Genomic DNA, 13,939 nt, shown 5'->3' with positions numbered 1-13,939 from the left:
TCCTTGGTGGCTGCCGCGTTCGCGGCAGCTGGACAGCGGGTCCCTAGGCAACGTACCGCAGCACGAACGAAACCAGGACCAGGACGATGCCGATCGTGCTGAGCACCTGGGCGGTCCGGTTGCGCACCCCGGCGCCGGCGGCGACCGCCTGGTTCCACGGATTACGCCACGCGCCGTAGGCCATCAGGCCGAAGCCGACGCACGCCAGTGCGCTCTGCAGCTTCTGTCCATAGACGATGAAGTCGATCGCATGGACGACGCTGAACACCACCATCAGCACCAGCATGACCCGGGAGAAAGCTTTCATCGTGCGTCCTTCGCAGTGGTCGAGGTTGTCTGACTATCGGGTTGGGTCGCCATTCTGGCGGAGCGGCCTGTGCCTGGCGAACATGCACGCCGCCCGGGCCAGCGCTGCGTTCCTACAGAATGGGAATATGACGCTGGTCCCAGCGGATCTGCAGCGCCCTCTTCTCGAGCCAGGCGCCGACATGGATGTGCGGGTTGCGCGAATAGCCATTGTTGCCGACCCGGGCGATGGCCTCGCCGGCCGCCACGCGCTGGCCTTCCTCCACGCCCGGCGACTGGATGTGCGCCAGCACGACCTTCGTTCCGTCGGCCGCCTCGAGCAGGATCAGCGACGCGGGCGGCTTGCCGAGCACGCCCGGCACGTTGTCGACGGCATTGAGGCTGATCTTCAGCACCGTGCAGTCGCACGGCGACAGCACCGGCTGGTTCCAGCCGAACCAGTCGACATTGGCCAGCCCGTCGGTGCGGTAGGACTTCATGAAGGCCCGGCCGCCCTCGTCGACGAACTCCTGCGGCACGCAGTCCTGCCCGAGGTCGTCGCCCAGGTAGGGCAGCTCGCCCCAGGCGTGCTCGGAGCAGGCATAGGACGAGGCGAACAGGGGATGTGCGAGGAACTGGCCGGGCAACTCCGCGGGCGCCGCATCCTCCTGCGTCGCCGCTTGGGCGGCCGCAACCGCAAAGGGCGCTGCGAACAGCGCGAACAACAGTGCCACCCATCCCTGCATGCCGCGCCTGCGGTAGGTCATCGCTTCGATCCCTGTCGACTGCAGCCTCCGAAGGTGCGCCCTGACGCCGGTCCCGATCAACGTGTCCGTCTCCACTTGCCTGGCCTGCGCTTTTGCGATCAGTCCGCCGCACCCTCGGCCCGCAGCGCCTCGTCGAGCAGGAAGGCATACAGCTGGAGGCGACGGCTGAACTCGGCGCCGCGCCAGGCGATCAGCCACAGGAACGGGGCCAACAGGCCCAGGACCGCCAGCCAGCCCGGCAGGTGCAGCAGGTCCTGCCAGTTGCGCAGGAGTACGAACAGGGAGACCAGGACGGGCAGCAAGCCGAGCCGGTCGATTCCACCCAACAGCATGCCCAGGCGCGAATGCAGGCGCTCATGGCCCATGCGCGCATAGCGCAGGCTCGATTCCAGCGTCTCGCGCGGGTAGCCGGCAAGCCAAGTCGCGAGAGCCTTGAACTGGTCAACGTCATGGTCGAACTGCGCGATCAAACCGGCGCGATGGTGGCGGAGATCCTGTACCAGCACCCACAGGTTGCGCAGTAAACCGGGCAGGAAGCCTGCAACCGTCACCACGAGACCTGCCTGGGCAAGCAAGACCATCCAGGGTTGTGGCGGCAGCCACTTCACCAGAAGCGAAGGCACGAAGGCGGCAATCATCCCGACCACGCCGGCCAACGCGAGATGCCGGGCCCAACGCGGCGTGTTGAGCGCCGAGACCGGCCCCTCGGGCAATGCTTCGATCTTTGCTTCCAGGACGGCGAAGGTCAGTGGTGGTCTGTGTTCCATGTCCATGCTGCTCTCCCTATCGCGCGCACTCTACTCAACGACCCGCTTCGCAGACAGGGAGTGAACCCGACCCCGTCATGGTCGGTGCATTCGACAGCCTCAGGTTCCCGCTGGCCACGCCGGCAATGGCACCTCGCGCGCGTCCATGACGCCCTGGCGCACGATCTCGTAGGCCTCCCCGACCGGGACACCCTTCAGGCAATGCAGCTGCCCGCGGGTTACCCGATAGGTATCGGGCGCCTGCTTCCATCGGGAGGCCAGTCGCTCGCGCGCATCTGCGTCCAGCGTGCCGACGGTCAGCATCGGCTCGGCGAATGCCATCGGACGCGCCTGTGCGACAAGTGGCTTTTGGTCGCTGCGATAGTCCATGTCACCGCATGCGGCCCATTGGCCGTCGGCAGTGCGGAACATCGGGATGGCCTGGTACTTGTGCAGCCAGGCCCCGTCCTTGCCGACCTCCACGAACAGCAGCGCATGGGTGAAGTGGGCGAAATACGGAAAGCCGTAGTGGTCGGCCACCGAGAACGTCATCGCCTCGCCCACTGTTTCGCCGACCACCGGTTGCACCACGCGGTAGGTCGCCCGGTACAGGCTGTCCATGGAGATGCAGTCCAGCACGCCGGTCTGTTTGGCCTTCTCGGCGCAGGGATCCGGAAGCGGCTCGATGGAAAGTTTCTGGCCGATGAAGACCACGGTCCGAGCGTGGACATCGCTCTCCGGCGCAGCGCCCGCCGCAGGCAATAGAGGAGTCGCATGCGCGACCAGCGTGAGCGCCATGCCCAGCATCGCCACGACAATCCGCGCCATCCACCGATTGCGACTTATCAGGCCAGGCTCATTTCCCGAAGGCGGATTCGTGACGAAGAAGAGATATGCCCAAGCCCGCATAGTGCTGTCCCTGTCCTCACGTCCAGAAGTGAACCTGACCCCGTTACCGCTGGTAAACGCCGATCTGAAGAATGTCCCTCACTCGCGCACCATCGATCCTCCGCGCGGCAAGAAGCTCGCGCACGACGAGCTTCATTCTTGGGAAGTAGATATCGAAAATTGGGGCGACGCGCTCTGTCGCGTAGCGCATGAACTCCTCGCACTCTTCCTTCGTGAAGTCGTTGTTTTCGGTGACAGTGCGCCGGAAAAAGGCTTGTTGATCCCTCCAAGCATTACTGAAAACACGAGCACTCACTTCAGCAGTCGCTTCGGGGGCATTCGGGTCAACCCCTTCGACGCAACCAGCTCGTAGCAAGTAGACCTCGGCGGCGAACCCGCCGCATGCGACGCTCCGCTCTCTATCTGGCGCGACGTCGCAGCCGCGAGCAACCGCGAAACCCCGATCGTCCCCCTCAAGGAATTCGATGCCACGGAGATTACCGCCCAGATGCAAGCAGACGGTCGCGTGACCGACTTCATGCCAGGCCTTGTACTCGTCGCTATCGATATGAATCGCCATGCGAAATTCGGAATGCCTCAGTCACGCTGAACTCTGGAGAACAGGAAGTGCACTCAGACCCCTGCTTGCCCCAACTGCAAGAAGTGAACCTGACCCCGTTATCCGCCTCCTATGCCAGTACATCGGCCTGACAAGACTGGCAAAGGTGTTCATTCAACAGATCCCAGTCACGCATTACTACAACTTCACACTTTGGACACCGGCGAATCTTCCTCTCAATGAAATCGAAAACAGGAAGATCTGCGCAAACATGCTTGGCCAGAAGATAGTTAGAAATTCCGTAGTGGTTGCTCGCCTTCGCACCCTGCGTGTCTTTGATGGTGCCAAGGAACTCGACCGCGCCCGAATCCTCCCAGGATTTGACCTTGTTCATCCCCGCCTGCTGAGTGAACTTGAATACGTTCAGATAGACATGCCTGATCGTAAAGTCGACGCGGCGATTTCGCTTCATATCGCGCAACTGTTGAGGATCGAACTCTTCAGTTGAAAGACTTGCGGCAATACTGTCGATGCCGCCAACAAACGCCTCATGCGAGATCTGAGATACGGCTGAAGAAAGCTCACTCTGCTGGTCGAGAATTTCCTTGCATATCCTGATCATCTTGCGAGGGGATCCCTGCGCAAACATCGAAACAACCTGATCTGGATCCGAGGTTTTACCCGAATCTTCGATAATTTCGTCAAAGGAAGTGATGGCATCCGAACTGAAAGCTTTCAGTCGCTCGGAAAGCATCGCCGTCAACTGAGCATCGCTCCACTTAAGCTGGTAGTACTTAACCCTGTCCGGCCTAGCTAGCTTCCTGTAGTCGTCCAGCAACAGATCCCACAAGAAAAACTTGAAGGCAAACCCTGGCAATTCCAACAGCTGAAGGTCGGAAACAATGGACGCAATAAATTCATAGGATTTCGATGCCTTTCCTGTTATCGCAGTCTCGTCCACTTTATCTATCAGAACGTAGATCGACTGATAACCAATAGACGACGAAATGGAGTAAAGCGCTTTAAGTTGATCTAGATACGAACCTACCGTTCCGCCCTCCCCCTCAAACCTCCTAATCTCGGCGGCCCCCACCCCAACCTTCGCAAGAACGGCGTTGATCACAACTCCGATCGGACCTGTGAGCATATTCCACGCCTCCTTGGCTTTGTCGCCAAAATTCTTGATCGACGAGATCGCGGAGTTGAGAGTCGTCCTGTCAATCTCAGACAGATGCTCCTTCGTGAGAAGGAAGAGGATGTGCTTCTGCCCATTCGTCAGTGCGGCCCCCCTACTGGATGCAGCCGTGATGACAGCCACGAGGACGAGGCGAGCGATATTCCGCAGATGATAGTTAGCATCAATCTGCGCCAACTTAAGACCCGCGACGTTGAAATCGTTGTAGGTCACACATAGAAAATTTGATTCCAAAGACGCTATCTCTATGCGCCGCTTGAGCGCAGTCTTGCCTCCGCCACGCGGCGCAAACACCACAGCAGATTTCGGGCTAGAGGGATCACCATAGACCGCGTTAAAGAACGGAGGTGAGATGAAGTACCTCACGAGGCGATCTTCTTCGTCCGCATTGGTCTTCGCGAACGGATCGCTATCGAAGCCCAGGTTCGACAAGAGCTTTATATACGACATCAGCCACCCCCTCTTTTATCCGGCAAGAAAAAGGGCCAGGTTCACTGATGAACTTCTGGCCCTCGTTTCCGATTAGCGATTTATCAGACGCTCACCCGCACTTGCTATACCCACAATTCAAGCAAGTCGCGCACCCGTCCATGATCACCAGCGCCTTGGTGCTGCACTTGTGGCACATGGTGGCGCTGGGCGGGAAGCTGGTGCCGTCGCCGGTGACGGCGATGTCTTCGGTGCCGGCGCTCGCGGCGCCCGCTTGGGCAGCAACGCCCGCCGGGATCAGGTCACTCTTTTTTTTTGAGCGGTCTTCGAACTGCTTGCGCTTCTCGGCGATCAGCGCCTTCTGGTGCGCGCTCATCTCCGGGTCGATGATCAGGCCGATCGACTTCATGTGCTCCTCGACCACCGCGCCGATCTCGGCGACCAGCGAGGGCATGTACACGCCGCCGGCCTTGAAGTAGCCGCCGCGCGGGTCGAACACGGCCTTCATCTCTTCCACCAGGAAGGTGACGTCGCCGCCCTTGCGGAACACGGCCGACATGATCCGGGTCAGGCCGACGATCCACTGGAAGTGTTCCATCGACTTGGAATTGATGAACACCTCGAACGGGCGGCGCAGCTCGTGCTCGGTGCCGGCGTTGAGGACGATGTCGTTGATGGTCACGTACATGGCGTGCTCGACCATCGGCGACTTGATCTTGTAGGTGCTGCCGATCAGCACTTCCGGGCGCTCGATGCGCTCGTGCATGTGGATGATGTTGTCCTTGGCGGCCTCGGCCTCCATCACGGCCCGGTCCACCGGCGCGGCGACCACCGGCGGCGCGGATTCGCGCGCCTTGTCTTCGGCGGTAAGCACGGCGTAACCCTTGATTTTCTTGTCGATCTTGACGGCCATCTTGCGTGTCCTGTGAGCGTTGCGTGGGAGCGGCGGGGACGCCGCCGCCTTCCCTCCCCGGCTGGGGAGGGAAGGTGGTGCGACGGGTACTGCTTACTTCTTCTTGGCGGCCTTCTTGGCCGGCGCCTTCCTGGCCGGCGCGCGCTTGGCGGCAGCCTTCTTCGGGGCGGCCTTCTTCGCCGGCGCCTTCTTGGCCACGGCCTTCTTCGGCGCGGCCTTCTTCACTGCCTTCCTGGCGGCGGCCTTCTTCGGCGCAGCCTTCTTCGCCGGGGCCTTCCTGGCGACGGCCTTCTTCGGCGCGGCCTTCTTCACTGCCTTCTTGGCGGCGGCCTTCTTGGCGGCGGCCTTCTTCGGCGCAGCCTTCTTCGCAGCGACCTTCTTGGCCGGCGCCTTCTTCACTGCCGCCTTCTTGGCCGCGGCCTTCTTCGGTGCAGCCTTCTTGGCGGCAGCCTTCTTCGCGGTCTTCTTGGCTGCACCCTTCTTGGCAGCTGCCTTCTTGGCCGGCTTCTTCTTGCCCAGCTTCTTGCGCAGCGCGTCGGCTTCGGCGGTGGCCTTGTCCTTGGCGGCGGTCAGCTTCTTCTTGGCCTTGGACATCGTCTTGGTCACCGCCTTGGTCACCTTGGCGCTTTCCTTCTTCACCGCCTTGGTGGCCTTGGCGACGGTCTTCTTGGCCGCCTTCCTGGCCTTGGTCACGGTCTTCTTGGCGGCCTTCTTCGCCTTGGTCACGCTCTTGCCGGCGCTGGCGACCGCGCCACTGGCGGTGGCACTGATCGCGTGGCCGACTTCGGCCGCTTTCTCTTTCACGGACTCGGCGGCCTCGGAGAGGGTCGCCGTCACACCATTGCCATTGCTCATGGGGAGCCCTCCTGGGGGCGCTCTCTGTGTGGTAATCGGGACAACTTCACCTGCATTCCGGGCGCCGTGCTGCGAGGAACCGGCCGCGGCGGGCGCCCGGAAGAAGCGCGCGCCGCGACCCTGGCAAGCATCAGAACTTGCCGTAATACCCTTCCTTGAGCGCATCGAAGAGGTTGGCGGCGGTGTGGGTCTCGCCGTCGTACTCGATCTCTTCGTTGCCCTTGACCTCCATCACCGAGCCGTCTTCCAGCTCGAAGCGGTAGGTGGTGTTCTCCAGGTCCTTCTCCTTGACCAGCACGCCCTGGAAGGCGGCCGGGTTGAAGCGGAACGTGGTGCAACCCTTCAGGCCCTGCTCGTAGGCGTAGCGGTAGATGTCCTTGAAGTCCTCGTACGGGTAGTCGGTCGGGACGTTCGCGGTCTTGGAGATCGAGCTGTCCACCCACTTCTGGGCGGCGGCCTGCACGTCGACGTGCTCCTTGGGATGGATGTCGTCGGCGGAGATGAAGTACTCCGGCAGCTGCGCGTCGGCAGCTTCGGAGAACGGCATCGCCTTGGCGTTGACCAGGTGGCGGTAGGCCAGCAGCTCGTAGCTGTAGACGTCGACCTTTTCCTTGGACTTCTTGCCTTCGCGGATCACATTGCGGCTGTAGTGGTGCGCGAACGACGGCTCGATGCCGTTGGAGGCGTTGTTGGCCAGCGACAGGGAGATGGTGCCGGTCGGGGCGATCGAGCTGTGGTGGGTGAAGCGCGAACCGACTTCGGCCAGCTCGTCCACCAGCTCCGGCGCCACCGACGCGATGCGCTGCATGTAGCGGCTGTAGCGGGCGTGCAGCACCTTGCCGGGGATTTCCTGGCCCAGGCGCCAGCCGTCCTTCGCCATTTCCGGGCGCTGGCGCAGCATCTGCGCGGTGACCTCGAAGCGCTCTTCCATGATCGGGGCGGCGCCCTTCTCGATGGCCAGCGACAGGCCCACTTCCCAGCCGGCCACGGCCATGTCGCGCGACACCTGCTCGGTGAACTCCAGGCTTTCCGGCGAGCCGTACTTCATCTTGAGCATGGTCAGGGTGCTGCCCAGGCCCAGGAAGCCCATGCCGTGGCGGCGCTTGCGCATGATCTCGTCGCGCTGCTGCTGCAGGGGCAGGCCGTTCACTTCGACTACGTTGTCGAGCATGCGGGTGAACACGCGCACGACTTCCTTGTATTCCTCCCAGTCGAAGCGCGCCTTGTCGGTGAACGGGTCGCGCACGAAGGTGGTCAGGTTGACCGAGCCCAGCAGGCAGGCGCCGTACGGCGGCAGCGGCTGCTCGCCGCACGGGTTGGTCGCGCGGATGTTCTCGCACCACCAGTTGTTGTTCATCTCGTTGACCTTGTCGATCAGGATGAACCCCGGCTCGGCGAAGTCGTAGGTGGAGACCATGATCATGTCCCACAGGTGGCGGGCGCGGATGTGCCCGTACACCTTGCAGGCCACCAGGCCGTCGTCGCGGGTGACGTAGTTGACGTGGGTCGGCCAGTCGCGCCAGACCACCTTGTCGGCGTCGGCCAGGTCGAAGTCGCCCTGCTCCTTGGCGCTGACCGGGAACACCAGCGGCCAGTCGTCATCGTCGGCCACGGCCTTCATGAAGCCGTCGGTGATCAGCAGGGACAGGTTGAACTGGCGCAGGCGGCCGTCTTCGCGCTTGGCGCGGATGAAGTCCTTCACGTCCGGGTGGCTGACGTCGAACGTGCCCATCTGCGCGCCACGGCGGCCGCCGGCGCTGGAGACGGTAAAACACATCTTGTCGTAGATATCCATGAAGGACATCGGGCCGGAGGTGTACGCGCCGGCGCCGGCGACGAACGCGCCGCGCGGACGCAGCGTCGAGAATTCGTAGCCGATGCCGCAACCGGCCTTCAGGGTCAGGCCGGCCTCGTGGACCTTCTCCAGGATGCCGTCCATCGAGTCGGTGATCGTGCCCGACACGGTGCAGTTGATCGTGCTGGTCGCCGGCTTGTGCTCGAGCGCGCCGGCGTTGGAGGTGATGCGGCCGGCCGGGATCGCGCCGCGGCGCAGCGCCCAGACGAATCGCTCGTACCAGTAGGCCTTCTTCTCGTCGGTACCCTCGGCGTCGGCCAGGGCCCGGGCCACGCGCTGGTAGGTGCCGTCGATGTCGGCATCCAGCGGAACGCCCTGCTTGGTCTTCAGGCGGTACTTCTTGTCCCAGATGTCCTGGGAGGCGGGCTGCAGCGGAATTTCGCCGCTGGCTTTGGTGTTGTCCTGGACCACTTCGAGGCGCACCGTGCTCATGCTGTTGGTTTCTCCTTTACCGCAGCTGGATCTCATAGCCCGGAGGGACGGATGGAACGGGGACGGCAAGGCCGGCGGGTCGCGTGGGTACGCGCCGCTCGCCGGGTCAGACGGTGGGTTCCTTATGGCCTGAAAGGCCGTTTCCGACTGTGTTTTCCTGCTGCATCCGCTCGCCACCCCCCGGCGATTGGGCTTGGCGAGGCGTGTTCAGGAAAACACCATCGCTTGGGCCTGGATTCCGTCGCACCGCAACATCTAGTGGCGCAACAGGCCGTCAAGCTACCCCCGGTCCCCGGCAGTGTCAACCACTTGCGTGACGCTCCTCACGGTGTTCCAGACCCTGCCGCGGGCGCCGTCGGCGGAGGTTGAAACGGCCCCGGCCGCCGGTGCCCGAAACCCACTTCACCAGCCGTTAAATTCGCGCGCAGCAGACTCGTTCAGCTTCATGATCGACCGGCCACCGGCACGCACGTTCGCGCACCCGGCCGGCCCGACACCCCCCGACCCTGCCGAGGAACCCGGTCCGATGCGCCGCACCCCCCTGCTGATCGCCCTGACTGCCGCCGCCGCGTTCGGTGGCTTTGCCGCCACCGCGATGAACGAACTGCTGGAGAACCGCGCCGAAGCCGCCCCGGCCACCGCGCCGGTGCCCGCGCCTGCGCCGCTGCTGCCGGTCGCCCAGCCGGCCAGCCTGCCGCCGCTGGTCGAGGGCCAGGCGATGCCGTCGCTGGCGCCGATGCTGGAGCGGGTGATGCCGGCGGTGGTCAGCGTGCACACCCAGCAGAGGGTGGCGGTGCGCAACCCGTTCTTCGACGACCCGATGTTCCGCCGCCTGTTCCCGCAGGTGCCGCAGGAGCGGATCAACGAATCGCTGGGCTCGGGGGTGATCATCGACGCGCAGCGCGGCTACGTGATGACCAACCACCACGTGGTCGTGGGCGCCGACAACGTCTCGGTGACCCTGGCCGACGGGCGCACGCTCAAGGCCGAGTTCCTCGGCTCGGACGCCGACACCGACGTGGCCCTGATCCGGATCCCGGCGCAGGACCTCAAGGGCCTGCCGCTGGGCGACAGCGGGCAGCTGCGGGTGGGCGACTACGTGGTGGCGATCGGCAACCCGTTCGGGCTGAGCCAGACGGTGACCTCGGGAATTGTTTCGGCGGTCGGGCGCAGCGGCATCCGCGGCCTGGGCTACCAGAACTTCATCCAGACCGACGCGTCGATCAACCCGGGCAACTCCGGCGGCGCGCTGGTCAACCTGCGCGGCGAACTGGTCGGCATCAATACCGCCAGCCTCAACCCGCGCGGCTCGATGGCCGGCAACATCGGCCTGGGCCTGGCCATTCCCTCCAACCTCGCCCGCGACGTGGTCCACCAGCTGGTCACCACCGGCGAGGTCCGGCGCGGCACGCTGGGCCTGGACACGCAGGCGCTGGACCCGCGCCTGGCCCGCAGCCTGGGGCTGGCCGAGGGCCAGCAGGGTGCTTTGGTGACCCAGGTGTACGCCGACTCCGGCGCGGCGGCGGCCGGGCTCAAGCCGGGCGACGTGATCGTGTCGGCCGGCGGCCAGCGCATCGCCGACCCGCTGTCGCTGCACAACTTCGAAGGCCTGCAGCCGGTCGGGGCGAAGGTGCCCCTGCAGGTGCTGCGCGACGGCAAGACGCTGAAGCTCGACGCGACCCTGCGCGAACAGCCGCGTGCGCTGGATGGCGCTTCGGTCGACGCGCGCCTGGCCGGCGCGCGCCTGGCCGAGCTGCCCGAGGCGCAGCGCCAGGCCCGCGGCCGCGGCGTGCTGGTCGAAGAGGTGCAGGCCGGCAGCCGCGCCGCCCAGAACGGCCTGCGCGCGGGCGACGTGATCGGCGCCACCAGCGCCGGCGCGGTCGACGACCTGGCCGCGCTGCGCAGCAGCCTGGCGCAGCCGCCGGCGCAGTTGGTGCTGCTGGTCACTCGCGGTAACGTGCAGGGCAGGCTGCCGATGCGCTGAGCGCGGCCTGGCGTTCCGCATGTCGCGTGCAAAGTTTCCATGACAGGGCCTACACCGGGCCCATGCTTCCATGGCCACGTCCCGCCGTCATGGCGTTGCCACCCACTGCAGCAGGCCCTACCCGGCCAAGGAGACCCACGATGAGCCCCACCTCCACCGAGAACATGAAGGACAACCTGAGCGAAGCCGGCTCCCACCTGAAGACCGCCGCCGGTGCCGCCGGTGAGGCGCTGCGCGGGGCGGCCGGTGCCGCCACCGACGAGCTGCGCCTGGGCCGTGCCAACGTCAAGGCCGAACTGGCCGACAGCGCGCTGGCCGGGCTGGCCGCGGCCGAGCTGGGGGGCGACGCCGCGCGCGAGCAGATGGACGCGCTGATGGACAAGGGCCGTGACCTGATCGACAGCGCCTCGGAGCTGATCCGCGAGCGCCCGCTGGCCTCCTTCGGCGTGGCCTTCGCCGCCGGCTGGCTGGTCGCCGCGCTGACCCGTCGCGACCGCTGAGCGGATCGCCGCGGCGATGAGCGAAGGGGAGCGCACGGAACAGGCAGGGGACGCGACTCCCCCGCCGCCGCTGGACGAGAGCCTGCGTGCGGTCAGCGAAGCCGGCAAGGCGACGCTGGGCGCGACGAAGGACTCGCTGCGTTCGCTGCGCGCGCTGCTTTCTGCCGACCTGGCGCTGGCCCGCAGCGCGCTGGGCCGCGGCATCGCCTGGGCCGGCGTCGCCGTGGTGTTCGGCGCCTCGGCGTGGCTGCTGGCCACCGCCGCGGGGGTGGCGCTGATGCAGCGCTTCGGCCTGTCCTGGCTGGCGTCGCTGAGCATCGCGGCGCTGTTCAACCTGGCCATCACCGGCCTGGCCGCGTGGCGCACCTCGCGCTTCTTCGACTACATGGGCCTGCACGCCACGCGCCGGCAGCTCAGCCGCATGGGCGTGTTCGACGAACACGACGAACACGGCGAGGATGACGACGACGGAAACGGCGAGGCGCCGCGCGCCGATGCGGTCGCCGCGTCGCTGACCACGGCGGCCACGCCCTCGCAGGACCCGCTTTCACAGGAGCGGCCGCGATGAGGTTCGAGCTGCTGCGGCAGCGGGTCGAGCGCGCGGAGCGGCGCGTGGAATCGTGCATGGACCGCGCGCAGGTGCACCGGCAGGAGTTTGGCCAGGCCTGGCGCCGCGGCTGGTCGCCGGGACGGATCGTGATCGCCGGACTGTTGTCGGGGTTCCTGGTCGGCCGCGCCGAACCGCTGTCCAAGGTCGGTGGTACGCGCTGGCTGCAGATGCTGGGCACGGTCTCGAGCATGCTCGCCTCGCTGCAGGCGGCCGCCGCTTCGCATGAAGCCGGCGAAGCCGCCGACGTGGCCGCGCAGGAGGCCGCCGCCGCGAACCAGAACGTGGCCGAGGCGACCGGGCAGGCGCCGGTCGCGCCGGTGGCCCCCGTGCCCGCGGCCAGCGACCCGTTGCGGACGCGCGCGCCGGCACCGGCCGAAGCGGCCACCGACGTTTCCGAACGCTGACCTCCCTTTCCTTCTTCTTCCGCGGCCGGCCTCCGGCCTGTCGCCCAGGGTCCGCATGTCCGCCATCCCGCCGCCGCACGCCGATCCCCTCCCGCCGCTGCCCGAAGCGGCCGATCCGCAGGGGCCGCTCGCGCGGCCGCGGGCTTCGTCGGCCGTGCTGGTGCTGGCCACGCTGGCGGTCTGCTACACGCTGTGGGCGGCGCAGGAAATCCTGCTGCCGGTGCTGCTGGCCGCGTTCTTCGCCCTGATCGGCAATCCGCTGATCCGCGGCCTGCGCCGGCTCTGGGTGCCGCGCTTCCTGGCTGCGCTGCTGGTGCTGTGCGCCGGCCTGGCGCTGGCCGGCACGCTGGCCGTGCAACTGGCCGCGCCGGCCACCACCTGGGCCGAGCAGGCGCCGCGCGAGGCGCGCAAGCTCGGCCGCCAGCTGCAGGACCTGACCCGGCCGATGCACGAGGCCAACCGCATCGCCGAAGACATGGCCCGCGCGGCGGCCGGCGATCCGAACCGCAAGGTGCAGGTGGTGCGCACCCGCGTCGATGACCCCTATGCGGTATTGACCCGGACCCCGCGCGTGGCCGCTTCGATGCTGGCGGTGGTGCTGCTCACCTTCTTCTTCATGGTCTACGGCGAGAACCTGCAGCGCAACGCGATCGCGCTGATGCCCGGGCGCCAGCAGAAGAAGTTCACCGTCGAGATCCTGCAATCGATCGAGCGCGAGGTCTCGCGCTACGTGCTGACCATCAGCGTGATCAACGCGGTGGTCGGCCTGGCCTTCGCCGGCATCCTCTACGTGCTGGATTTCCCGGCACAGGAAGCGCTGCTGTGGGGCACGATGGTGATGCTGCTCAACTACGCGCCCTACGTGGGGCCGCTGATCGGCATGTGCATGATGCTGCTGGTCGGCTTCATCGCCTTCGACGACACCTGGCACTCGCTGCTGCCGGCGGCGCTGTACCTGCTGCTGCACACGGTGGAGGGCCAGGTGATCACGCCTATTGTCCTGGGCCGGCGCATGGCGCTGTCGCCGCTGGTGCTGATCCTGGCGCTGATGCTGTTCGGCTGGCTGTGGGGCCTGATCGGCCTGCTGCTGGCGGTGCCTTTGCTGGTCTGCGTGAAGCTGGTCCTGGCGCAGCTGGACGGCATGGGCGGCTGGGCCAAGCTGCTGGAGTAAAGGCACAGGCGACGCCCCCTCGGTTCCGGCGGTGTCGCTTCGCGGCCTGAAGGGCATGCCCCGTCGCAGCTCTTGTAGGAGCGGGCATGACCGCGACACCGAGGTGGCCGGCGGCCGCGATGCCGCCATGATTCGCGCATCCATCCTGCCGCATGTCCGCTCGTGCATGACGGGAGCCGCGGCGGCGGACATTCCTGGTCGGGGGTGAGACGGAATCCTGGGGCGTCGGTCATTTTGCGGCGTCGGTGTCGCGGTCATGCCCGCTCCTACGGCGGCGAGGGGGATTTCCAGGGCGTCGGTCGGGGGCGCGCCGGAGTTGTGGTCGTGCCCGCTCCTGCAATGCGCA

General features: G+C 65.9%; 14 protein-coding genes. 5 read left to right on the top strand and 9 right to left on the bottom strand.

The features are described from left to right. Positions 1 to 43: 43 nt before the first annotated feature. The 9 genes from CSC65_RS14855 to CSC65_RS14815 form a co-directional block, all read right to left on the bottom strand. Positions 44 to 307 carry a hypothetical protein gene (locus tag CSC65_RS14855; RefSeq protein WP_162411365.1) on the bottom strand — a complete coding sequence of 88 codons (264 nt, stop codon included), beginning with the start codon at positions 305 to 307 and terminating at the stop codon, positions 44 to 46. A 112-nt stretch (positions 308 to 419) separates the two neighbouring features. Then, positions 420 to 1,052: a M23 family metallopeptidase gene (locus CSC65_RS14850; protein ID WP_162411364.1), complete on the bottom strand. Its 633-nt coding sequence runs from the start codon at positions 1,050 to 1,052 to the stop codon at positions 420 to 422. A gap of 98 nt (positions 1,053 to 1,150) precedes the next feature. Next, on the bottom strand, positions 1,151 to 1,825 hold the full coding sequence (locus CSC65_RS14845; protein ID WP_162411363.1) for a hypothetical protein: 675 nt from the start codon (positions 1,823 to 1,825) through the stop codon (positions 1,151 to 1,153). A 93-nt stretch (positions 1,826 to 1,918) separates the two neighbouring features. After that, on the bottom strand, positions 1,919 to 2,626 hold the full coding sequence (locus CSC65_RS14840) for a hypothetical protein (RefSeq protein ID WP_162411362.1): 708 nt from the start codon (positions 2,624 to 2,626) through the stop codon (positions 1,919 to 1,921). Between the two features lie 124 nt (positions 2,627 to 2,750). Beyond that, positions 2,751 to 3,266 carry a M50 family metallopeptidase gene (locus tag CSC65_RS14835; protein WP_162411361.1) on the bottom strand — a complete coding sequence of 172 codons (516 nt, stop codon included), beginning with the start codon at positions 3,264 to 3,266 and terminating at the stop codon, positions 2,751 to 2,753. A gap of 109 nt (positions 3,267 to 3,375) precedes the next feature. Next, positions 3,376 to 4,890, bottom strand: a complete 1,515-nt coding sequence (locus tag CSC65_RS14830; protein ID WP_162411360.1) for an anti-phage protein — start codon at positions 4,888 to 4,890, stop codon at positions 3,376 to 3,378. A 91-nt stretch (positions 4,891 to 4,981) separates the two neighbouring features. After that, positions 4,982 to 5,782 carry a TSCPD domain-containing protein gene (locus CSC65_RS14825; RefSeq protein WP_162411359.1) on the bottom strand — a complete coding sequence of 267 codons (801 nt, stop codon included), beginning with the start codon at positions 5,780 to 5,782 and terminating at the stop codon, positions 4,982 to 4,984. A 93-nt stretch (positions 5,783 to 5,875) separates the two neighbouring features. After that, positions 5,876 to 6,637 (bottom strand): histone H1-like repetitive region-containing protein, encoded by a 762-nt coding sequence (locus CSC65_RS14820; protein ID WP_162411358.1) that lies wholly within the window; start codon positions 6,635 to 6,637, stop codon positions 5,876 to 5,878. A gap of 130 nt (positions 6,638 to 6,767) precedes the next feature. Further along, positions 6,768 to 8,924 carry an adenosylcobalamin-dependent ribonucleoside-diphosphate reductase gene (locus CSC65_RS14815; protein ID WP_162411357.1) on the bottom strand — a complete coding sequence of 719 codons (2,157 nt, stop codon included), beginning with the start codon at positions 8,922 to 8,924 and terminating at the stop codon, positions 6,768 to 6,770. 526 nt (positions 8,925 to 9,450) lie between these two features. On the opposite strand from CSC65_RS14815, the gene CSC65_RS14810 reads away from it, so the two are divergent. From CSC65_RS14810 to CSC65_RS14790, 5 genes are all read left to right on the top strand, one after another. Continuing rightward, positions 9,451 to 10,908 (top strand): Do family serine endopeptidase, encoded by a 1,458-nt coding sequence (locus CSC65_RS14810; protein ID WP_162411356.1) that lies wholly within the window; start codon positions 9,451 to 9,453, stop codon positions 10,906 to 10,908. A gap of 140 nt (positions 10,909 to 11,048) precedes the next feature. Then, positions 11,049 to 11,408, top strand: a complete 360-nt coding sequence (locus CSC65_RS14805; protein ID WP_162411355.1) for a hypothetical protein — start codon at positions 11,049 to 11,051, stop codon at positions 11,406 to 11,408. 16 nt (positions 11,409 to 11,424) lie between these two features. Further along, positions 11,425 to 11,976 (top strand): phage holin family protein, encoded by a 552-nt coding sequence (locus tag CSC65_RS14800; protein WP_238390421.1) that lies wholly within the window; start codon positions 11,425 to 11,427, stop codon positions 11,974 to 11,976. Continuing rightward, the gene (locus tag CSC65_RS14795) at positions 11,973 to 12,422 is read left to right on the top strand and encodes a protein sip-5 (protein ID WP_162411354.1); all 450 of its coding nucleotides are present in this window, start codon (positions 11,973 to 11,975) and stop codon (positions 12,420 to 12,422) included. Before CSC65_RS14800 ends, CSC65_RS14795 begins: the two co-directional genes overlap by 4 nt. A gap of 55 nt (positions 12,423 to 12,477) precedes the next feature. Continuing rightward, positions 12,478 to 13,593 carry an AI-2E family transporter gene (locus tag CSC65_RS14790; protein WP_162411353.1) on the top strand — a complete coding sequence of 372 codons (1,116 nt, stop codon included), beginning with the start codon at positions 12,478 to 12,480 and terminating at the stop codon, positions 13,591 to 13,593. Positions 13,594 to 13,939 lie beyond the last annotated feature (346 nt).

It is taken from the genome of Pseudoxanthomonas daejeonensis (assembly GCF_010093205.1).
GTDB lineage: Bacteria > Pseudomonadota > Gammaproteobacteria > Xanthomonadales > Xanthomonadaceae > Pseudoxanthomonas > Pseudoxanthomonas daejeonensis.
The sequence above is the reverse complement of the archived record's forward strand: the minus strand, read 5'-3'. Positions and strand labels throughout refer to the sequence as shown.

What these genes read in the sequence shown, in the direction of transcription:
- CSC65_RS14800 (WP_238390421.1), top strand. Translation starts at nt 11,425, where the DNA reads ATGAGCGAAGGGGAGCGCACGGAACAGGCAGGGGACGCGACTCCCCCG.
- CSC65_RS14850 (WP_162411364.1), bottom strand. Translation starts at nt 1,052, where the DNA reads ATGACCTACCGCAGGCGCGGCATGCAGGGATGGGTGGCACTGTTGTTC.
- CSC65_RS14855 (WP_162411365.1), bottom strand. Translation starts at nt 307, where the DNA reads ATGAAAGCTTTCTCCCGGGTCATGCTGGTGCTGATGGTGGTGTTCAGC.
- CSC65_RS14805 (WP_162411355.1), top strand. Translation starts at nt 11,049, where the DNA reads ATGAGCCCCACCTCCACCGAGAACATGAAGGACAACCTGAGCGAAGCC.
- CSC65_RS14845 (WP_162411363.1), bottom strand. Translation starts at nt 1,825, where the DNA reads ATGGACATGGAACACAGACCACCACTGACCTTCGCCGTCCTGGAAGCA.
- CSC65_RS14835 (WP_162411361.1), bottom strand. Translation starts at nt 3,266, where the DNA reads ATGGCGATTCATATCGATAGCGACGAGTACAAGGCCTGGCATGAAGTC.
- CSC65_RS14825 (WP_162411359.1), bottom strand. Translation starts at nt 5,782, where the DNA reads ATGGCCGTCAAGATCGACAAGAAAATCAAGGGTTACGCCGTGCTTACC.
- CSC65_RS14795 (WP_162411354.1), top strand. Translation starts at nt 11,973, where the DNA reads ATGAGGTTCGAGCTGCTGCGGCAGCGGGTCGAGCGCGCGGAGCGGCGC.
- CSC65_RS14810 (WP_162411356.1), top strand. Translation starts at nt 9,451, where the DNA reads ATGCGCCGCACCCCCCTGCTGATCGCCCTGACTGCCGCCGCCGCGTTC.
- CSC65_RS14830 (WP_162411360.1), bottom strand. Translation starts at nt 4,890, where the DNA reads ATGTCGTATATAAAGCTCTTGTCGAACCTGGGCTTCGATAGCGATCCG.
- CSC65_RS14820 (WP_162411358.1), bottom strand. Translation starts at nt 6,637, where the DNA reads ATGAGCAATGGCAATGGTGTGACGGCGACCCTCTCCGAGGCCGCCGAG.
- CSC65_RS14840 (WP_162411362.1), bottom strand. Translation starts at nt 2,626, where the DNA reads ATGGCGCGGATTGTCGTGGCGATGCTGGGCATGGCGCTCACGCTGGTC.
- CSC65_RS14815 (WP_162411357.1), bottom strand. Translation starts at nt 8,924, where the DNA reads ATGAGCACGGTGCGCCTCGAAGTGGTCCAGGACAACACCAAAGCCAGC.
- CSC65_RS14790 (WP_162411353.1), top strand. Translation starts at nt 12,478, where the DNA reads ATGTCCGCCATCCCGCCGCCGCACGCCGATCCCCTCCCGCCGCTGCCC.